This window comes from Bradyrhizobium sp. (assembly GCF_027307225.1).
GTDB lineage: Bacteria > Pseudomonadota > Alphaproteobacteria > Rhizobiales > Xanthobacteraceae > Bradyrhizobium.
On the sequence record NZ_DAHUXJ010000063.1, the window covers coordinates 1 to 20,525 of the forward strand.

The 20,525-nt window shown below is 61.6% G+C and carries 16 protein-coding genes and 1 pseudogene; 9 read left to right on the forward strand and 8 right to left on the reverse strand.

Features of this window, described 5'->3' with window-relative positions:
* Positions 1-269, forward strand: a pseudogene (locus M6D32_RS10700) (carboxymuconolactone decarboxylase family protein); the annotation flags it as partial.
* Positions 270-445: 176 nt separating this feature from the next.
* Here the strand turns inward: M6D32_RS10700 and M6D32_RS10705 are convergent.
* Both M6D32_RS10705 and M6D32_RS10710 read right to left on the reverse strand, forming a co-directional pair.
* Entirely contained in the window at positions 446-1,000 is a 555-nt protein-coding gene (locus tag M6D32_RS10705) for an ActR/PrrA/RegA family redox response regulator transcription factor (protein WP_298255874.1), read from the reverse strand.
* Between the two features lie 83 nt (positions 1,001-1,083).
* The gene (locus tag M6D32_RS10710) at positions 1,084-2,406 is read right to left on the reverse strand and encodes an ActS/PrrB/RegB family redox-sensitive histidine kinase (RefSeq protein ID WP_298255875.1); all 1,323 of its coding nucleotides are present in this window, start codon (positions 2,404-2,406) and stop codon (positions 1,084-1,086) included.
* A gap of 126 nt (positions 2,407-2,532) precedes the next feature.
* Here M6D32_RS10710 and M6D32_RS10715 point away from each other — a divergent pair, with 126 nt between their 5' ends.
* The 5 genes from M6D32_RS10715 (at position 2,533) to M6D32_RS10735 (ending at position 8,565) form a co-directional block, all read left to right on the forward strand.
* The gene (locus M6D32_RS10715) at positions 2,533-3,324 is read left to right on the forward strand and encodes an ABC transporter ATP-binding protein (RefSeq protein ID WP_298255876.1); all 792 of its coding nucleotides are present in this window, start codon (positions 2,533-2,535) and stop codon (positions 3,322-3,324) included.
* Positions 3,321-4,136 (forward strand): ABC transporter permease, encoded by an 816-nt coding sequence (locus M6D32_RS10720; RefSeq protein ID WP_298255877.1) that lies wholly within the window; start codon positions 3,321-3,323, stop codon positions 4,134-4,136. The genes M6D32_RS10715 and M6D32_RS10720 overlap by 4 nt, the downstream gene beginning before the upstream one ends.
* A gap of 125 nt (positions 4,137-4,261) precedes the next feature.
* Positions 4,262-5,590 carry a polyhydroxyalkanoate depolymerase gene (phaZ, locus tag M6D32_RS10725; protein WP_298255878.1) on the forward strand — a complete coding sequence of 443 codons (1,329 nt, stop codon included), beginning with the start codon at positions 4,262-4,264 and terminating at the stop codon, positions 5,588-5,590.
* Positions 5,591-5,829: 239 nt separating this feature from the next.
* Positions 5,830-6,669 carry a SprT family zinc-dependent metalloprotease gene (locus M6D32_RS10730; RefSeq protein WP_298255879.1) on the forward strand — a complete coding sequence of 280 codons (840 nt, stop codon included), beginning with the start codon at positions 5,830-5,832 and terminating at the stop codon, positions 6,667-6,669.
* Between the two features lie 507 nt (positions 6,670-7,176).
* Positions 7,177-8,565 carry a TolC family outer membrane protein gene (locus M6D32_RS10735; protein ID WP_298255880.1) on the forward strand — a complete coding sequence of 463 codons (1,389 nt, stop codon included), beginning with the start codon at positions 7,177-7,179 and terminating at the stop codon, positions 8,563-8,565.
* Positions 8,566-8,919: 354 nt separating this feature from the next.
* Here M6D32_RS10735 and M6D32_RS10740 read toward each other — a convergent pair whose 3' ends face one another.
* The 3 genes from M6D32_RS10740 to M6D32_RS10750 all read right to left on the reverse strand — a co-directional run bounded on the left by M6D32_RS10740 (position 8,920) and on the right by M6D32_RS10750 (position 13,309).
* Positions 8,920-11,115, reverse strand: coding sequence for a transglycosylase domain-containing protein (locus M6D32_RS10740; protein WP_298255881.1), 2,196 nt, complete (start codon positions 11,113-11,115; stop codon positions 8,920-8,922).
* Between the two features lie 386 nt (positions 11,116-11,501).
* Complete coding sequence (locus M6D32_RS10745) at positions 11,502-12,077, reverse strand: DUF1097 domain-containing protein (protein ID WP_298255882.1); 576 nt, start codon at positions 12,075-12,077, stop codon at positions 11,502-11,504.
* 41 nt (positions 12,078-12,118) lie between these two features.
* The gene (locus M6D32_RS10750) at positions 12,119-13,309 is read right to left on the reverse strand and encodes a hypothetical protein (protein WP_298255883.1); all 1,191 of its coding nucleotides are present in this window, start codon (positions 13,307-13,309) and stop codon (positions 12,119-12,121) included.
* A gap of 130 nt (positions 13,310-13,439) precedes the next feature.
* Between M6D32_RS10750 and M6D32_RS10755 the strand changes: the two genes are divergently transcribed.
* A complete protein-coding gene (locus M6D32_RS10755) occupies positions 13,440-14,336 on the forward strand; it encodes a LysR family transcriptional regulator (protein WP_298255884.1) in 897 nt (298 codons plus the stop codon).
* Between the two features lie 143 nt (positions 14,337-14,479).
* Here the strand turns inward: M6D32_RS10755 and M6D32_RS10760 are convergent, their stop codons facing one another.
* Both M6D32_RS10760 and M6D32_RS10765 read right to left on the reverse strand, forming a co-directional pair.
* A complete protein-coding gene (locus M6D32_RS10760; protein ID WP_298255885.1) occupies positions 14,480-15,703 on the reverse strand; it encodes an ABC transporter substrate-binding protein in 1,224 nt (407 codons plus the stop codon).
* A gap of 129 nt (positions 15,704-15,832) precedes the next feature.
* Positions 15,833-16,195: a DUF1304 domain-containing protein gene (locus tag M6D32_RS10765; protein WP_298255886.1), complete on the reverse strand. Its 363-nt coding sequence runs from the start codon at positions 16,193-16,195 to the stop codon at positions 15,833-15,835.
* A gap of 36 nt (positions 16,196-16,231) precedes the next feature.
* Between M6D32_RS10765 and M6D32_RS10770 the strand changes: the two genes are divergently transcribed.
* Positions 16,232-16,666 (forward strand): DUF1330 domain-containing protein, encoded by a 435-nt coding sequence (locus M6D32_RS10770; protein WP_298255887.1) that lies wholly within the window; start codon positions 16,232-16,234, stop codon positions 16,664-16,666.
* Positions 16,667-16,681: 15 nt separating this feature from the next.
* Here M6D32_RS10770 and M6D32_RS10775 read toward each other — a convergent pair whose 3' ends face one another.
* Complete coding sequence (locus M6D32_RS10775; protein WP_298255888.1) at positions 16,682-19,465, reverse strand: [protein-PII] uridylyltransferase; 2,784 nt, start codon at positions 19,463-19,465, stop codon at positions 16,682-16,684.
* 287 nt (positions 19,466-19,752) lie between these two features.
* Here M6D32_RS10775 and M6D32_RS10780 point away from each other — a divergent pair, with 287 nt between their 5' ends.
* Positions 19,753-20,262: an OsmC family protein gene (locus M6D32_RS10780; RefSeq protein ID WP_298255889.1), complete on the forward strand. Its 510-nt coding sequence runs from the start codon at positions 19,753-19,755 to the stop codon at positions 20,260-20,262.
* Positions 20,263-20,525: the final 263 nt, after the last annotated feature.

The window sequence follows — 20,525 nt, forward strand, 5'->3', positions numbered from 1 at the left end:
GTATGGATCCAAAGATCGCCAACGACATCAGGGATCGCCGCACGCCCAGCTTCGACGACCCGAAGGCGAAGATGATCTACGACGTCGCGAAATCGCTGCACGAAGGTCACGGCCTGACCCAGCCGCTCTACGACGAGGCGGTCGAGGTGCTTACCTTGCGCGGGGTCGTCGAGGTGATCGGGCTCTGCGGCTATTACACGATGGTCTCGATGACGCTGAATACTTTCGAATTCGGCCTGCCCGACGGGCAGGTATCGGAGCTTGCGTGAGCGGCGCCTGCCCCCTAGTGCCCACTTTCCGAAGTTCGTGTTACACCTCAGCGACCACTTTCACGAACTTCGGAAAGTCATGGGCTACTCACAAACCTATTGATTCTAGTACCGCTCGATCTGAAGTCCCTGATCGAATTCGCCGCTTGTGGTGCAGGGACTTCAGATCGGCGGTACTAGCGCGGGGCGCGCTTGGCCAGAATCCGCTGCAGGGTGCGGCGATGCATGTTGAGCCGCCGCGCCGTCTCGGAGACGTTGCGGTTGCACATTTCGTAAATTCGCTGGATGTGCTCCCAGCGCACGCGGTCCGCCGACATCGGATTGCTCGGCAACTCCGACTTCTGGTTGCCGCTGGCAAGCAAGGCCGACACCACGTCATCGGCATCGGCGGGCTTCGACAGATAATCGACCGCGCCGAGTTTGACGGCGGTCACGGCGGTGGCGATGTTGCCATAACCGGTGAGAATGATGGCGCGCGCCTCGGGGCGCTTGCGCTTCAAGGCGGAAACCACGTCCAGTCCGTTGCCATCGCCGAGCCGCAAATCCACCACGGCAAAGGCCGGCGCGGCCTTGGCGATCTGGGTCAGGCCGTCAGCCACGCTGTCGCAGGATGTCACCGAAAAGCCCCTCGTCTCCATGGCGCGCGCAAGGCGCTCCAGAAACGGCTTGTCGTCTTCCACGATCAGGAGCGAGCGATCGGTATGCCCGGTCAGTTCCGCGATGGCGTTCAAGATGACGTTGTCCTTTCCCTCGAACTCTCAACATATGGCGTCGACCGCGGCGCTGCCAAGGCCGCCTTTCCCCGATTTCTCACTCAGGTTAATTCCGTAGCGGGTTCCTTAACCTCGAAGCGGCTTCGCGGCCACACGATCTGAACGACGGCGCCGTGGTCCGGAAAGACCCGGTTGGCGAAGGAAACCCTGGCGCCGGTGCGTTCGAGCAAGGTGCGCGCGATGAACACGCCAAGCCCAAGGCCGCTGCGCCCGCCCTGGGCCTCTTCCGTCTCGCGCCGTCGCGACAGATACGGCTCGCCGATGCGCTTGAGCAGGTCGGGCGCGATGCCCGGGCCGTCATCGGAGATGATGATTTCGACGGTTTCAGCATTCCACCAGGCGTTCACTTCGACGCTGTTGCGGGCGAAATCGACCGCGTTCTCCAGAATGTTGCCGACGCCATAGATAATGGCGGGATTCCGCGTTCCCGCTGGTTCGGGCGTGCCGGAAACCGCGATGCGCACCTTGATGGTGACATCGAAGTCGCGGTGCGGCGCCACCGTCTCTTCGATCAGGGCGGACAGCGGCATGCTGTCGAACGGCGCGCCGCTTGAGGACAGTTGCGTGAGCTTGGCGAGAATATGGCGGCAGCGCTGCGACTGCTCCCGCAACGTCCTGATATCGGCGGCGAGCTGGGGCTGGTCCTTTACCCCCTGTTCGAGTTCGCGCGAAATCAGGAAGATCGTCGACAGCGGCGTGCCCAGTTCGTGGGCGGCAGCAGCCGCAAGACCGTCGAGCTGGGTGAGATGCTGTTCGCGCGCCAGCACGAGCTCGGTCGCCGCGAGCGCATCCGAAAGCTTCCGCGCTTCTTCGGCGACCTGAGACGCATAGAGGCTGGTAACGCCGATCGCGACCACGATCGAAAGCCAGACGCCGAACAGATAGATCGGCGGCAGCACCAGGGGATCGTCGCCGTCCCAGGGCAGCGGAAAGTAGAGGAACACCAGGACGGACGCGCAGGCGACCGCGACCATTCCGAGCGCAATGGTCAACCGGATCGGCAACGCGGTGGCCGAGATCAGCACCGGCGCCAGGAACAAAAATGAGAACGGGTTCTGCAAGCCGCCGGTAAAGAACAACAAGCCGGCGAGCTCGATGATATTCAGCGCAAGCAGCGCCGCCGCAAACGACGGCTCCAGCCGCTCCATCGGATTGAACCAGAGCTGAAGGAAGAGATTGAGCAGCGCGGAGAAGCCGACAATCGCCAGACAAGGCACGACCTCGACATCGAATTCGAGACCCTGCTGGACGATAAAGATCGCGGCAAGCTGGCCGAGCGCGGCGAGCCAGCGCAGCCGCAGGATCGTGTCCAGGCGGACCTGGCGGCGCGGCAAGCGAAAATCAGTGGCAGAGTTGTCGGACATCAGCACGGCTGCAACTCTAGCGGCGCTGGCCTTCGCCGACAAATTCTGTTGATTTCGCTACTGCGGCGTATGGCCACGGGACGCCTTGCACAAGCCGGGTGAATGGCTCAATGAACATGCCCGATGATGCGCGATGGCACCATAACGTCCCCTCCCGCCCCGACCGACGCCCGCGACGCCGCGGCGATCGCGGTCGCGCATCTTTCCAAGCTCTACAAGCAGACCCGCGCGGTCGATGATATCTCGTTTTCGATCGCGCGCGGCAGCGTCACCGGGCTGCTCGGCGGCAACGGCGCCGGCAAGACCACGACGATCGCGATGATCATGGGACTGGTTTTGCCGACATCGGGACGCATCGAGGTGCTGGGTCATCCGATGCCGGACGGAAGCGCTGACGTGCTCGGCCGGATGAATTTCGAAAGCCCGTATGTGGATATGCCCTCGCGGCTCACGGTGCGGCAAAATCTGACGATCTTCGGCCGCCTCTATTCGGTGGCAAACCTCAATGCGCGGATCGAAAAGATCGTCTCCGATCTCGACCTCGGTGAATTCCTTGACCGCGCCAGTGGCAAACTCTCGGCCGGGCAGAAAACCCGCGTCGCGCTGGCAAAGGCGCTAATCAACCAGCCCGAGTTGCTGTTGCTCGACGAGCCGACCGCGTCGCTCGACCCCGACACCGCCGACTGGATCCGGCAACATCTTGCGACCTATCGCAAGGAGAACGGCGCGACCATTTTGCTTGCCTCCCACAACATGCTGGAGGTGGAGCGGCTGTGCGACCGGGTGATCATCATGAAGCGCGGCCGGATCGAGGACGACGACAGCCCGGAAGCGATCATGGCGCGCTACAACCGCGCGACGATGGAGGAAGTGTTTCTCGACGTCGCCCGCGGCCGCGTTCAGGAAACGACATCATGAGCCGGATCAGCCAGCCCGCCATCTCGACGCAGCGGATCGCAGCCATGATCCTGCGCTACTGGTATGTCCTGATCTCGTCATGGCCGCGGATGCTGGAGTTGCTCTATTGGCCCGCGCTCCAGATCATCACCTGGGGTTTCATCCAGAACTACATTTCGCAGAATGCCGGATTTTTCGCCCGCGCCGGCGGTACGCTGGTCGGCGCGGTCATCCTGTGGGACATCCTGTTCCGCGGACAACTCGGGTTTTCGATCTCGTTCCTTGAGGAGATGTGGGCGCGCAATCTCGGCAACCTGATGATGAGCCCGCTCAAGCCGATCGAGTTTCTGCTCGCGCTGATGGCGATGAGCCTGATCCGGCTGGCGATCGGGATCATCCCAATGACGCTGCTGGCGATGGTCTTTTTCGGCTTCAACTTCTACGCCATCGGCTTTCCGCTGATCCTGTTTTTCTGCAACCTGATCTTCACCAGTTGGTCGGTCGGGATCTTCGTCTCCGGCCTCGTCCTGCGTTACGGCCTTGGCGCCGAAAGCATCGTGTGGACACTGATGTTCGGCATGATGCCGCTGGCCTGCATCTATTACCCCGTAACGGTGCTGCCGCATTGGCTGCAAGCCGTGGCCTGGGCGCTGCCGCCGACCTATGTGTTCGAGGGCATGCGGGCGTTGTTGATGGAACACGTCTTTCGCGCGGACCTGATGGCGGATGCCATCGTGATCAACGCCGTCCTGATTGCGATATCGTTTGCCGTCTTTCTGATGCTCCTGCGCAGCGCCCGGCAGCACGGTTCGTTGATCCAGACCGGCGAATAGCCCGTTAAAACCCGGGGTTTTCGGCGCACATAGCTTGTGCAGCGAGGCCGAAATGCCGATCTAAGCATTGACGCTTTATTACGCTTTCAGCACTATGCTGCGACGCAAAAGGAAACGAGGGCAGAATGCCGATTGGGGAATTTGGCGGCGCGCCGCCGATGATGGCCGAAGGCAGTCCGGCGCTGACCACGCCGATGTACTGGATGTACGAAATGGGTCACGCCTCGCTCAATCCGGCGCGCGCCGTGACCGACGCCACGAAAATCCTGTTTCAGAACCCGCTCAATCCGTGGTCGCACACCGAGTTCGGCAAATCGATCGCCGCGGCGTGCGAACTGTTCGAACGCACGACGCGCCGCTACGGCAAGCCCGAATGGGGCCTCCACGAAACGGACGTCAACGGCGTCCGTACGCCGATCGAGATCCGCAGCGTGTGGGAAAAACCGTTCTGCCGACTGTTGTACTTCGACCGCAAGCTGACGCGTCCCCTGCGCATACCGCAACCGCGCGTGCTGATCGTGGCCCCGATGTCGGGCCATTATGCAACGCTGCTGCGCGGCACGGTCGAGGCCTTTCTGCCGACGCACGAGGTCTACATCACGGATTGGGCCGATGCCCGCATGGTGCCCCTCGCCGCCGGCCGCTTCGACCTCGACGACTACATCGACTACGTGATCGAGATGCTGCACGTGCTGGGCGGCAACATGCACGTGATTGCGGTGTGCCAGCCCTCCGTGCCGGTGGTCGCTGCCGTTTCCGTCATGGAAGCCGAGGACGATCCGTTTGTTCCGCTCTCGATGACGCTGATGGGCGGCCCGATCGATACCCGTCGCAATCCGACCGCCGTGAACAACCTCGCCGAGGAGCGCGGCATCGACTGGTTCCGCAACAACGTCATCACCAAGGTACCATTTCCGCATCCCGGCGTGATGCGGGACGTCTATCCGGGCTTCCTGCAGCTGAACGGCTTCATCAGCATGAATCTCGACCGGCACATGGACGCCCACAAGGAGCTGTTCCGCAATCTGGTGAAGGGCGACGGCGATCTGGTCGACAAGCACCGCGACTTCTACGACGAATATCTGGCGGTGATGGACCTTTCGGCGGAGTATTACCTGCAAACGGTTGATACGGTTTTCGTCAAGCACGCCCTGCCCAAGGGCGAGATGACCCATCGCGGCAAGCCGGTCGATCCCTCCAGGATCAGGCGTGTGGCCCTGATGACGGTGGAAGGCGAGAACGACGACATCTCCGGGCTCGGCCAGACCGAAGCGACCCATGCGCTGTGCAGTTCGATTCCGAGCCATCGCCGCGTGCACTACGTGCAGAAGGGCGTCGGGCACTACGGAGTCTTCAATGGCTCACGTTTCAAATCGGAAATCGTGCCGCGCATCTCCGATTTCATGGTGTCGTCGGCGATCATGAAGCCTTCGCTCGCTTACGCGGCGGAGTGATCGCATCAACGGCGACGAACTGACGCGAAACACACGTTGACGCGCAAGCATGGCCATTGGCCGGGGGTCAGCTAACCCACTGAATTGACCCCAGGAAAGGCGAATCTGGGCTCTCCGGATATAGTGAATCTTAATTCAGCGCATTGAGGTCCGGGCGGCGAGCCTTTTCGGCCGATTTTTTGGATGCCTACCCCATTCTGTAGGGTCCGCGGAGGCCCCGACCCCTGTATATTGGGCAAATGATTTGTTTTTGCGCCGAGCGATTTCCCTGGCGGCGGATATGGCAGAATCCGGGTGAACTCCTGATCCCCGGATTAACAGACATGGCCACTCGCGCGCTTCTCTATCGGCGGCCCTACGAGCCTTCTCGCCTTTTGATCAAACATGGCTCGCAAATCTACTCGGTCCGGCTGAGACGGCACCGGCGCGCACGCCGGTACACCTTGAGAATCCATCCGAGCGACCGCGAGGCGATCCTCACCATCCCGCCGCGCGGCACGATTACCGACGCCAAGGACTTTGCGCAGCGCCACGGCGGCTGGATTGCCGCTCGTCTCGGTCGCTTGCCGAAAGCGGCGCCGTTTCTTCCTGGCACCGTGGTTCCGCTGCGCGGCGTGGCGCATCGAATCGTGCATCGCGCCGGTCAGCGCGGCACGGTCTGGACCGAAATTCGCGACAGCGGCGAGCGCATTCTCTGCGTGGCCGGCGGCGTCGAACACACCGAGCGGCGCGTGCACGACTACCTCAAGCGCGAAGCCCGCAAGGATGTTCAGAAGGCGTCCGTTGCCTACGCGCAGGAGCTGGGCGTGAGGGTCAAGCGGTTGTCGATCCGCGACCAGTCGAGCCGCTGGGGTTCCTGCACGTCGGCCGGCTCGCTGTCATTCTCCTGGCGGCTCATCCTCGCACCGCCCTATGTGCTGGACTATCTCGCGGCGCACGAGGTCGCGCACCTGGTCGAAATGAACCATTCGGCGCGATTCTGGAGGGTCGTGGGCAAAGTCTGCAACCACGTCGAACGCGCCAAGAACTGGCTCGATACCCACGGCAACGATCTCCATCGTTACGGCATCCAGGACTGAGCCGCCGTCCGGTTAGAGCAGTCGCTCGTTGAGCGATCGCCTACGCGAAAAAGCAACAGTCCCCGATATTCTCATGGCCATCACGCGGGCGTGCTGGGGACCGCCTGTGGTCCGATTCTAACATTCGCACCCCTTCCCGGCGCGCACTTTTGCGAATGTTAGAATCAAAGGACCACAGCAAATATAGGTTTCTAGTGGAGTTTAGGATTTGACATTCGCCTTGCGAACTCGCGGTTGGTAGATAGCGAATGTCGAATCCACTCCACTAGTGCTCCGATTCCGAAGTTCGTATCACATTGCGGCTCCACGTTTACGAACTTCGGAATCAAAGGAGCACTAGCCAATTAGATGATTCTAGTGCGGTTTAGAATTTGAAGTTCCTATGACGAGGTTACCGCAAAACTGATAGGAACTTCAAATTCACCGCACTAGCCATGTGCTTTTGGTCAACATCTGGATTGCGTATGGATGTTGTCAGGCCGCATGCGGCATCGGATAAGTTGAAATATGTTTGGGGGCAAACTTTTAGCCGGATCGGCGACTGTCGTCATTCTGCTGGTTCAGATGGCGCCGACACCGTTGCGCGCCGACACCATGGAGCGCGCGCTGCGCCGCGCCTATCAGAACAATCCGCAGCTCAATGCCCAGCGTGCCTTGGTGCGCGCGACCGATGAAAATGTCCCGCAGGCGCTGGCCGGCTATCGCCCGAAGGTCGCTGCGACCCTGAGTGGCGGCTATCAATATACCAACGAGCTCTTTGCCTTCGGCACGCCCAAGGTCTTCGAGGGACCGAACAGTCCGCACGCCGCCGCGCTGACCGCGACGCAGACGCTCTACAACGGCAACCAGACCGCCAACAAGGTTCGCTCGGCCGAAAGCCAGGTTTCCGGCGCCCGCGAAGGCCTGCGGCTGATGGAGCAGTCGATCCTGCTTGCCGCTGCCACCATCTATATGGACTACCTGCGTGACGCCGCGATCCTGGAGGTCCAGCGCAGCAATACCAAGGTGCTCGAAGTGACCCTGCGGCAGACCCGCGACCGCTACAGCGCAGGGCTCGTCACGCCGACCGACGTGGCCCAATCCGAAGCACAGCTCGCCGCGGCCAAGAGCCAGGAACTCGCGGCTGAATCGACGCTCACGACCACGCGTGCCAATTTCCGCCGCATCATCGGCAACGAGCCTTCGAACCTGAAGCCCGCCTCCCCGGTCGACCGCTATTTGCCGGCGACGGTACGCGATGCGATCAACCTCGCTTTGGTTGAAAATCCCAACGTGACCGCCGCGATGTACAGTATCGATGTCAGCTTTCTCAACGTGAAAATCAACGAGGGCGCACTGCTGCCGACCGTCGCGCTACAGGCCATCGTCCAGAAGAGCTGGCAACAGGCCATCACGCAGGTGAAGCAGTTTACCGCGACGGCGACCGCACAAGCGACCGTGCCGATCTACCAGGGCGGGGCGGAATATTCGCTGATCCGGCAATCGAAGGAGACGCTGGAGCAGCAACGCCTCACGCTGGAGCAGGTTCGCGATCAGGCCCGCGCCGATCTGATGACGGCATGGGGCCAGCTCATCGCGGGCAAGGCCCAGGTGGAGGCCGCCCAGTCCCAGGTCGCCGCCTCGGAACTGGCTTACCTCGGCACGACCAAGGAAGCCCAGGTCGGCCAGCGCACCGTCATCGACATTCTGAACGCCCAGCAGACGGTGGTGAACGCCCGCGTCGCGCTGGTGACGGCGCAGCACGACCGCGTCGTGGCGTCCTATGCTGTCCTCAACGCCATCGGCCGCCTGTCACCGCTGGTGCTGCACATTTCGACGCCGACCTATGATGCCAGCGTCCATTACCAGCAGGTGCGCGACAACTGGGGCGGCGTCCGCACCCCCGACGGGCGCTGAAGTCCGCGAAGTGAAAGAGGCCACCCACTGAGGCGGCCTCCACAGATCATGGCATGTGCTGGATCAGCAGCACCACAACACCTACGAAGAGAGCCGCAATGAGAAACGCGCTAATCAAGGCTCTGTGCATTTTGTCGCTCATGAGCGAACGCTAATCGAAAAGGGGCCAATCCCTGAATCGTAAAGGGACCACTAACCAAATTATTGATCGGAAAGGGGCCAGCACCTATTTGTGCATAGGAACAGATCGGAAATCGAAAACAACTGCCGAACCACACGGGTAGCCCGAAGATTGCCTTCCGATTAGACGTCGCTTCGAAGCCACAAGATGATACGAACCTCGGGATCGCGAAGCTACCGCCCGAACAGCCGCTGCATCAGCCAACCGTCGAGGCCGGCGTCGGCCTCGGGGCGCACCGGAGCGGCCGCGGTCCGCGTCAGTGACGGCCGGCCGGGGATGGGCGACGGCGGCGCGGCGGCCGCGCCGGGGCTGGATGCCTGCGCGACGGCGGCCGGGAATCCAACAGGCGGGGCAGGCGGTGAAGCCGGCAGCGGGATCGGCGTCACGCCCTGATGGGCCGCCTTCATGAAGCGCGTCCAGATTTCCACCGGCAAGCCGCCGCCGGTTGCCTTTTTGGTCGGAGAATCGTCGTCATTGCCGAGCCAGACGCCGGTGACGAGGTTCGCGGTGTAGCCGATGAACCAGGCGTCGCGGAAATCCTGGCTGGTGCCGGTCTTGCCGGCCGCCTGCCAGCCCGGCAGTTCGGCCTTGTGCGCGGTACCGGAGAGCAGCGTCTCCTGCATCATCGCGTTCATCATCGCGACGTAATGCGGATCGATCACCTGGCCGAGTTGATCGGCCGGACGCACGTAGAGGATCTTGCCGTCGAGGGTATGGATCCTGGTCACGACATGCGGCGAGATACCGAAACCGCCATTGGCAAACGGGACGTAGGCGCCGACCAGTTCGACCATCGAGACTTCGGAAGTGCCGAGCGCGATCGAGGCATTGGGCTCGAGCTTCGATGAAATGCCAAGCCGATGCGCGGTGCGCACGACGTTCTTCGGTCCGACTTCCAGCCCGAGCCGAACGGCCACGGTATTGAGCGACATCGCGAGCGCCTGTGTCAGCGTGACCGGGCCCAAATAGTGATGGTTATAATTCTCCGGCTTCCAGCCCTTGATATCGAGTGGCGCGTCCTGCCGGACCGTGTCGGGTGTCAGGCCGGATTCAATGGCGGTGAGATACACGAAGGGCTTGAACGCCGAGCCGGGCTGGCGTTTCGCCGTCACCGCGCGGTTGTACTGGCTCTCCGAATAATTGCGGCCGCCGACCATGGCGCGCACCGCGCCATCAGGCGACATCGCCACCAGCGCGCCCTGGCTGACATTGTACTTCACGCTTTTCGCCGCCAGCTCATCGATGATTGCGGCTTCCGCGGTCGCCTGCAGTTTCGGATCGATCGAGGTTTCCACCACTACGCTCTGGTCGATCTGGCCGACGAGGTCGTCGAGCACTTCGCTGATCCAGTCCGCGACATAGTTGACCGTGCCGGCGCCGACCGGCTTGACGTGGTAGGCGGGATGACCGATCGAGGCCTGCGCCTGCGCCGCGGTGATGAATTTAGCTTCCGCCATCGCGGCGAGCACGGTGTGCGCCCGCAGCTCGGCGCCTTCCGGATTGCGGTTGGGCGCCAGGCGCGAGGGCGACTTGACGAGACCTGCGAGCATCGCCGCTTCCGCCAGCGTGACGTTCTTGGCCGACTTGCCGAAATAGCGTTGCGCCGCAGCCTCGACGCCATAGGCGCCCGAGCCGAAATAGACGCGATTGAGGTAAAGCTCGAGAATCTCGGCCTTCGAGTACTTGCGCTCCAGCCACAGCGCGAGCTCGGCCTCCTGCAATTTACGCTGGAAGGTTCGCTCCTGGGTCAGGAACAGGTTCTTGGCAAGCTGCTGGGTCAGCGTCGAGCCGCCCTGCGACACGCCGCGATGCAAGACGTTCGTCACGGCTGCGCGCAAAATGCCCCAGGGGTCGATGCCGAAGTGATGATAGAAGCGACGATCCTCGATGGCTATGAACGCCTTCGGCAGATAGGGCGGCAAATCCTTCAGCGCGACATTGGCGCCGGGCATCTCGCCGCGTATGGCGAGCACGCTGCCGTCGGCGGCGGTGATCTGGATGGTCGGCGGCCGTTTCGGGATTTCCAGCGACTGGATCGCCGGCAGATGCGCGCCGACCCAGACCACGAGACCGACCACGGCGATCGCGCCCCACAGGCCGAGCACCGCGCCCCAATACATAAGCCGCCCGATCGAAAAGCCTCCGCGCGACTTCGATCGCCGCTTGGCATCGCTGCGGCTCACGCGCGGCTTCCGCTCTGGCGGTGGCTCGTCGTCAGCATCGTCGCTCTTTCGCTTCGGCGATTTCTTCGACCGGTCATCGCCGCCGGGAATGCGGTCATCGAGCGACAGCCGCAGGTCGGAAAGCGCTACGGCAAGACCGAATACCGGCTCCTTGCGCCCGCCGCTCTTTTTCCGTCGCAACGCCATACGCAAAACGCCCGCACAAACCCAATGCACCGTAGCGGCACGGGTTTAAGGTCGTCTTAAACGATGGTTAACCGGAGGTCCGGCAGAGCCTTCTAACTGGCTGGCCCGCAAGGGTTCAGGAAAGCTTAACCTTAAAGCGCGCGGGAAATAGCAGACGCCATCGCGGACCACGTCGTTGCGATGGCGCCGTGGCCAAATCCGTTAACAGCCGCTTTCGAACCAGATGTGTGTTCATGAAGGCTAGCAATATCTGCTTTCAGGGGTAACGCGGACATCGCCACGAAAAGCTTTAACTTCGGCTATGACCCCGGAAGGGATTTCGTCATCAGGGCCGCACCAAAGCGTCATGTCACGTACCCGCGGTATCGCGACGATATTCTTGATCGTTATCTTACGTGCTTTGAAACGCGCGGGTCTCCCGAAAGACCCAAGTTTCCGGAGCCAGCTTCGCGAGTAGCAATGACATTCGCCAGGCGAGCGTGGACAATCCCAAGGCCGGTACCGATCAGCAAAGACACCGGCACGCTGACGATGACATTGCTCCAACCGAACGAGGTCAGCATCCTGGTTGTAAACGCCTCGCTTGAAAGGCTGAGATAAGCGAACGTCGAGGCAAAGCCATAGAACGTCGCCGGCACGACGCTGAGCAGCGCCGTGCGCGACGCGATCACGATCAGGAACGATGCCGCGCCGGCCACGATTGCCGTCGACAGCACCGCATTCGCCGGCAAAACGTGAGCCGCCACAATGACGGCGACCAGCCAGGCCATGAGGACGCCGAACACGAGCGCCGCCGAAGAGCGGATCGCCGCCTGCACGGTAGCGCCAGAGTGGTCGTAACTCGCCCATCCTATGAACGCGGCCCAGACAAACAGCTTGGGAAGCGCGGAGAAGGCGAGCACGGCGGCCGCGGCGACGACCGCCGCGGCAAGTGCTGCTGATGATAACGATGACAGACGCATGATGATCACCTCAGCCAAGGGGAAGATTTTCGTCCGCGCCGTCACACGGCGCGTTTCACCGGCTGTTCCACGGCATCCCGCTGCGATGAGCGCGCTGCGTGAATGCCGGGATAGAAACGGCCAAGCCAGTTGATGATCTCTTCCCGTGCCAGCGCCGAATTACCGACCTGGCAGTGCTGCTCGCCGCCCTCCCGCGCGGTGAAGATACGCGCCGTCACCGACCGCGCACAGACCAGCTCACGCATTGTGCGATAGAGCCAATCGACGTGGAAGAGATGGTCCTGCTCGCCTTCGGTCAAGAGGATGTCCTGCTTCACGTTGTGCAGAATCCCCTCCAGCGAATGCTTGGCGATCGCTGTGAGGAAATCGAACGGCGTTTTGGTGCCGGTGATGTGCATGCCTTGCGTCACGCACCAGTCGAACACGCTGCTGGGTAGCCGCTCTTCAGCAACGAGCGCCTCGCATTGCTTGCGATCGCCCGCCTTGAACAGCGAGACGAGCTGTTGCGCCTTGCCGGGCCGCATCTGCTTCAGCGTCATGTCGAGTCCCGAATAGGTGGTGGGCATCGAAATGATGTGCTTGATGCGCGGCTCGAATGCCGCGGCGCGGATCGACAGGTAGCCACCACAGGAGGCTCCTAGCCATTCAACATGATCCAGTTCGAAATAATCGAGCAGCGCCTTGGCGGGCTTTTCCCAGGCGTGTTCAAAGAAGATGCCCTGGCGCAGTGCGCCGCCCTGTCCCGGTCCATCGTATCCGATCACGGTGAAGCCGAGTTCGGTGAGTGGCAGCAGAAACGCATAGAACTCTTCGACGAACGAATCATAGCCGCCGTTGAAGATAAAGGTGGAGATTTCCTTGCCTTTCGCCTGCAAGCGGAAGCCCGGGAGATGGCCGCCGGGATAGGGCACCTCGATGCGCTCGTATCCGGCAACACCCTGCATGGCGAGTGACCAGTTGCGCTTGAAATCGTCGTAGAGCTTATTGCGGGCGTCGCCTGCCGGCAGGTAGAATTCGGCACCGTGGTAATAAGAAGCGGCGTCGGACCATCGCTTCTCGGCTTCGGCCCGCGTTGCCAATTCAAGCCAGACCTTGTGCCAGGATTGGTAATCCTTGATGCGTGGCGCGAGGGCGCCGACTTCCTTCAGCCGGGCCGGCGAAGTGCCATCAAGAAGCGGCCGGTTGAGGGTATAATTCATGCCCGGATCGGGCAGCATATGTACATAAGGCATCGTGCTCTCCGCTAGTCGGGGGGTGAAGTTGCAGGCGGATAGTTGACCCGGGTCCGGTGTTGATGCCATATCAATCCGAGCACTGCCTTGTTGCCAAGAATGCAACACCCCGCCGGGGGAGGTCGCGCCGATGGATTTCACGGCACTTCGTTACTTCAGCGCCACGGCTCACTCTCGTTCGATTCGAGCCGCTTCCGACCGGCTTCATGTCTCTCCGTCGGCGATCAGCCGACAGATCGCGAAGCTTGAGCATGAGCTTCGTGCTCCGATCTTTGACCGCCGCGCTCAGGGCATGAAGCTGACGCCGGCCGGAGAGATCCTGCTGTCGAACATTGACGGCGTAATGACCGAGTTCTCGCGGGTCAAATCGCATATCGCGGCACTGCAGAACCTCAAGGCCGGCAATGTCGACGTCTGCTGTTTCCAGACTGCGATCGAGAGTTTCGTGGCGCCAGTTCTGAACCGGTTCCACACGCAGTATCCGGAGGTGACCTTCAATATCCGGATGAGCAGCACCGACGAGGCAATGGAGGCACTCGTCACCGGCGCCGCGGAGCTCAGCCTTGTCCTGAATGCACCCGCCCGGGATGTCATCACAAGCCTGGAAGTATTTCGCGACAGGATGGTCGCGGTGTTTTCGCCCACCCATCCGCTCGCGGGGCGGAAGATCATATCCTTGAGCGAGCTTAAAGGCTCTTCGTTCGTGCTGACCGTGCCATCGTTCGGACTTCGCCAGCAGATGGACCGAGTTTTCGCCAGACACGGATTTCGACCGGCAACGTTTTGCGTCACCAACTCGCTAGCCCTCATCAAGGAATTGGCGAGCACCGGTCAACAATGCACATTGCTGCCCCGATTTGTGGTCCAACAGGAATTGGCGGCCGGGTCTCTCAAAACGGCGGGCGTTCGGGAATTTGCTTCCGATCCCCTGGTGTTCTGCATTTGCTCGCGCAGCGACCGCTCGCTTTCACCGGCGGCTAAGGTCTTGATGGATACCGTGATCGACTATTGTCGTCGATACCACTGAGAAGATTAAAAAATTGAGCGGCGCGAGCGGACCACTACGAAAGCCTGTATCGCCGACCTTTGCACAAAGCAGACGTGAGCCGTGGTCCGATCCGATATGACTTTCGGAAGTGAAGCGGACCGGCGATTTTATGAGTCCACGCCCTAACCCGTCGGGCCGTTGTCCTCCATTATCGGGCCGAACAGCTCCCAGCGCTGGCCGTCGAAGCGCATCATCTGCATCTGCTTGTTGACGCGGTAGTCGTTCGGCGTGGTGCTGGTCGACATTCCAGGCAGCGCGAGATCGGCCTGAAAGTCCTTGATGTTGGTCGCCTGCTTCAGGACGTTCTCGCGGGTGAGGTCGTCGCCGCATTGCTTGAGCACATGCACCATCAGCTGAGCGGTCGAGTAGCCATAGGTGTTGAAGTTCGAGTTCTTGTCGCCTTCCGGATAGTACTTCGCCATGAACTCAAAATACTTCTTCATGCCTGGATCGTCTTTCCACTGCGGATCGAGCGGGTCCTTGCCGTAATTGGTGCTGATCACGCCCTTGGAGGCCTCGAGCCCTGCCGGCTGCATGACAGCGCCGACCGAGGTGGCGTTGATGTCGAGAATATGAACCGGCTTCCAGCCGAGTTCGAAGGTCTTCTTGATCGTCTGCGCGGCGAATTTCGGGGTTGAGGCATCGAACAGCACATCGACGCCGGCCGCCTTCAGCTTCAGGATCTGCGAATCGACGGTTGGATCGGACATTTCATAGGAGGCTTCCGCCACCACCATCGTCGATGCCTTGTCGCCGAGGCCCGACTTGATGCCGTTCAGATAGTCGCGACCGAGGTCATCGTTCTGGTAGAGCACGCCGATCTTGGCGTTCGGATGGTTCTTGAGAATGTATTGGCCGTAGATGCGGCCCTCGACGAAATAGTTCGGGTTGAAGCCGAGCGTCCAGGGATAGTGCTTCGGATCGGTGAACCTGGAGGCGCCGGTCGCGGCGAACAGCTGCGGCACCTTCTTGGCGTTGAGATATTTCTGGACCGCTGCGTTAGGAGGCGTGCCAATGAGCTGGAAGGTCAATAGCACCTCGTCGCTCTCGACCAGCTTGCGCACCTGCTCGACCGTTTTCGGCGGGCTGTAGGCATCGTCATACTGAATCAGATTGATCTTGCGGCCGTTCACCCCGCCCTGATCATTGATCATGTGGAAATAGGCGGCTTGCGTCTTGCCGATCGTGGCATAAGCGGACGCCGGTCCGGAGAACGGCACGGTCTGGCCGATCTTGATTTCGGTGTCGCTGGCGCCCGGATCGTATTTCTTCTGTGCATGAACCGCAGGCGCGGCGAATGCCAGCGCAAGCGCGGTCGCGGTGACGAAATGAACAAAGCTCCTCATGTCGTGCCCTCTCCCTGATGTTTTGATCTTGTTCGGCGAATTCATCCATTACGGATAGCGCTCGCCGCATGAGGAACGATACTGGATGAACGAATAAGGCAAAGCAAGGCAGCGCCCCTCTGGGATGCCTTACGCCAACCAAAGTAGAATGAGCGCGAATGCAGCCGGCGCTGCCTGAATGAACAGAATTTTCCGGCTGACGGAAGCCGCGCCATAGATGCCCGCGACGATCACACAAACGAGAAAGAATAGCTTGACCTGAAATGCGAAGGCCCCGTTGGGCTGCAAGAGCCCCCAGATCAGCCCGGCAGCGAGGAACCCGTTGTAGAGACCCTGATTGGCGGCAAGCACCGCGGAATCGGCCGCTTTTTCGGGGGTGTTCCGAAATATCTTGAGTCCGAGCGGCCTGGTCCAAAAGAACATTTCAAGCGCGAGAAAATAAACGTGTAGCGCGGCGACGACCGCGACTACGATATTGGCCAGCGCGTTCATGATACTCCCCCGAGTGACGGCAGCGAGGCAATGAAGATGACAGGTTACATCGATCCGACCAAGGAAACATTCGCCAGGTTTCGCGAGAGCGATCGCCCCGGGCCCATTCACATGCTCAATCTGGTGAAACTGCGCGAGCGCGCCGCCTATCCGGACGGAAGATCGGCCACCGGCGCGGAAGCCTATGCCGCTTACGGGCGCGAAAGCGGCCCCGTGTTCACGCGTCTCGGCGGCAAGGTGGCATGGCAGGGCCGTTTTGAGTTGATGCTGATCGGCCCTCAAGCCGAACACTGGGACCACTGCTTCATTGCGGAATATCCAAGCGTCTCAGCCTTTGTCGAGATGATCCGCGATCCGGCTTACCGCGAAGCGGTCAAGCACCGTCAGGCTGCGGTGGAAGACTCACGGCTGATCCGCCTGAAGCCGCTGGCGCCCGGCAAGACGTTTGGCGAAATTCCGGAAGGCAAGTAGCAGCGTGGTGCAACCTTACGCCGCCGCCATTTCGCTGGCGAGCAGATGCAGCAGCGCGCTTCGGATCGCCGCCTGCCGTGTCGGCGCCGTGATCTGCGCACCCAGCAGATCCGTGACGTAGAACACGTCGCGCGCACGCTCGCCGAAAGTCGCCACGTGAGCCGAGGCAATATTGAGGTTGAGCTTCGAAATCGACGTCGTCAGTTCGTACAGCAGGCCCGGCCGGTCGAGGCCGGAAACCTCGATCACGGTGTAGCGGTCCGACCACTGGTTGTTGACGGTGACTTCAGGCTCGACGACGAAGGGCCGCGCCTTGCCGCGGCCGGCGGCGCGCCGCGCCACGACTTCCGGCAGGCGCAATTTGCCTTCGAGCACGTCCTCGATCATTTCGCCGATCCGCGTCGCGCGCCGGCCCTCGTCTTCGTCACGGTCGTATTCCCGCGTGATCGCGATGGTATCGAGCGCGCGTCCGTCGGTCGTCGTGTAGATCTGGGCATCGACGATGTTGGCGCCCGCTGACGCGCAGGCGCCCGCGATGATCGAGAGCAGCCAGGGATGATCCATGGCCAGGATGGTGAGTTCGGTGACGCCGCGTGCCTCGTCGAAGCCGACATTGATCGCGAGCTTGTGGCCGGCCTGTTCGCTCGCCCGCACGAAGCGGGCATGGCGGATCTTGCGCGGCAATTCGACCTTGAGCCAGTAGGCGGGATAGTGGCGGGCCACGTAGGAATTGAGTTCCTGCTCCGGCCACTCGGTAAAGGCCTCGCGAAACTCGGCCTGGGCGATGGCGAGGCGCCGGGCACGATCGAACTCCGAGAAGCCGCCGGTCAAGACCGGCTCCGTCTCATAATAAAGCGTGCGGATGAGCTGCGCCTTCCAGCCGTTCCACACGCCGGGGCCGACGCCGCGGATATCGGCTGTCGTCAGGATGGTGAGAAGCTTCATCTGCTCGACCGATTGAACCACGGCGGCGAAATTCTCGATCGTCTTGCGGTCCGTCAGATCGCGCGATTGCGCAACCGTGGACATGGTCAAATGCTGTTCGATCAGCCAGGCCACGAGTTCTGTGTCGGCCGCGTTGAAACCGAGCCGCGGGCACAACCGCCGCGCGACCCTGGCGCCGGCGATCGAATGATCCTCGGGGCGGCCTTTGGCAATATCGTGCAATAGCGTCGCGATATAGAGCACGGCGCGATGCTCAGGCCTAGTCTTGCGCATCAGGTCGCTCGCGACGATGAACTCGTCGCTGCCGCCGCGCTCGATCTCCTGCAGGAAGCCGATGCAGCGGATCAGATGCTCGTCCACTGTATAATGGTGGTACATGTTGAACTGCATCATCGACACGATCTTGCCGAAGGCGCGGATGAAATGGCCGAGCACGCCGGTTTCGTTCATGCGCCGCAGAACGACCTCGGCGTCGTTCGAGGTGAGGATCTCCATGAACAGCCGGTTGGCCTCGCCATCGGCGCGCAACTCGGTATTGATCAGCTTCAGCGAACGCGTCACCGTCCGCATCGCATCGGGATGGAACGCGAGATTGTTCTTTTGCGCGAGGCGGAAGATCCGGATCAGGTTGACGGGATCGTGCTTGAAGACGTCGGGCGCTGCGAGGTTGATGCGGTTGTTGTCGACGATGAAATCGTCGCTGTCGGGCACGCGCCGCCGAACGGTGCTCGGCCGGAACCGCGCCATCACGCGGCTAAGCACCGGAGCAGGCTTCGCCTGTTCGTTTTCGAGCTTGGCGCACAGGATCGCGGTGAGGTCGCCGACTTCCTTGGCGATCAGGAAGTAGTGCTTCATGAAGCGCTCGACGTCCTGCATGCCGGGATGCGACGTATAGCCGAGGCGGACCGCGATCTCGCGCTGCATGTCGAAGGAAAGGCGCTCTTCGGCGCGGCCGGCAAAGAAATGCAGGTTGCAGCGAACCGACCAGAGAAAATCGGCGCAGCGGCGGAAGGTGCGGTACTCCTGCGCGTCGAACACGCCGCGGTCGAGCAGTTCGTCGGTATCGCGGACGCGGTAGACATATTTCGCGATCCAGAACAACGTGTGCAGGTCGCGCAGGCCACCCTTGCCGTCCTTGACATTGGGCTCGACCAGATAGCGCGACTGTCCGCCGCGGCGATGCCGCTCCTCGCGCTCGGCAAGCTTGGCGGTGACGAATTCGGTGGCGGTGCCCTGTACCACCTCCTTGTCGAAGCGTGTGACCAGTTCGTCATAGAGCGGCCGGTCGCCGGTCAGGAAGCGCGTTTCGAGGATCGCGGTGCGGATCGTCATGTCGCCGCGCGCCTGGCGGATCGATTCATCGACCGAGCGCGTCGCGTGGCCGACCTTCAATCCCATGTCCCACAGGCAGTAGAGAATGGCTTCGGCGACCTGCTCGCCCCAGGCGGTCTGCTTGTAGGGAAGGATGAAGAGCAGGTCGATGTCGGATTCCGGCGCCATCAGGCCGCGGCCATAGCCGCCAGTGGCAACGACCGCCATGCGCTCGGCGCCGGACGGAATCGGCGAATAATAGAGATGACGGGTGGCGGCCTCGAACAGGATGCGGATGATCTCGTCCTGGACGAAACACAGCCGTTCCGCGCAACGCCGTCCGTGCCGGTCCTTCAGCAGCACGGCCTGCGCGGTGGCGCGCGCCTCGACCATCTCGGCCTTCAGCAGCTTTGCGACTGCCGCGCGGAAAACATCCTCGCGCCCGGTATGCTCTTCGGCGAGCGCATCGACCGCAGCCGTGATCCGCGCGATGTCGAAACGTTCATCGGCCTCGGGCTGGGCCTCTTTCACGATGTCATCCATCAGTCATTCCGATAATGGACCCCGCACGGCCTGTCACGGCCCAATGCGTCGATTGCAAGCAAACCATCCTCAATTCGTGCTGCTTTGAAGTTTCGCGCCTTTGGGAGCCGATCCTTAAATGGCACTCACCCTAACATATTGCAACCGAACAGTTTTCCTGATCGCAGAACCAAACCAGCCGAGAATCGTCCTATCGCTGGAACGATGACCCCTCCTGCATCGAACTGGCGGTGACATCCGCGCGCCGACCCATTACACCTGACGACCATAATATCCGGGAGAAGAAAATGGACGCCGCCCAACTCCGCGCCACGCAGGCCCCGATCAAGGAAAAATACAAATCCGATCCGAAAACAGCGTTGATCACCCTGAAAGCCAAGGGCTCGATCGACAACGAAGGCATCGCCTGCAAGATCGAGACCGGCCGCGCGCTCGCCGTTGCGGGCCTGCATCCGGCAACCGGCGGTTCCGGGCTTGAACTCTGCTCCGGCGACATGCTGCTCGAGGCGCTGGTCGCCTGCGCCGGCGTCACGCTGAAGTCGGTCGCGACCGCGATCGAGATCCCGTTGAAATCAGGCAATGTCAGCGCCGAAGGCGACCTCGATTTTCGCGGCACGCTCGGCGTCGACAAGGAGGCACCGGTCGGCTTTGCCGAAATCCGCCTGCGCTTCGATGTCGGCACCGACGCAGCCCAGGACAAGCTCGATCTGTTGCTCAAGCTCACCGAGCGCTATTGCGTGGTCTACCAGACCATCAAGAACGGCCCGAAAGTTTCGGTGACGATGCATAGGGTGTAAGTGCGCTCTTATCCCTCCCCCGCGCAGCGTGGGGAGGGATGCCGTCGCGAAGCGACGGTCGGGTGGGGGCAATTTCAGCGTACCCCCACCCAGGCTCGCTTTCGCTCGCCGACCCTCCCCGCAAGGGCTAAGGCGTGCACACAATTTTTGTTGCCAAGATGGAATCGAGTCTGATTCCTTATCGTGCGGTCCACGAGAGGGATGACCGCATTGAAGACAGGGATGGATTGGTCAGTCGGCCGCTTTGGCGATGCTCGGCTGGC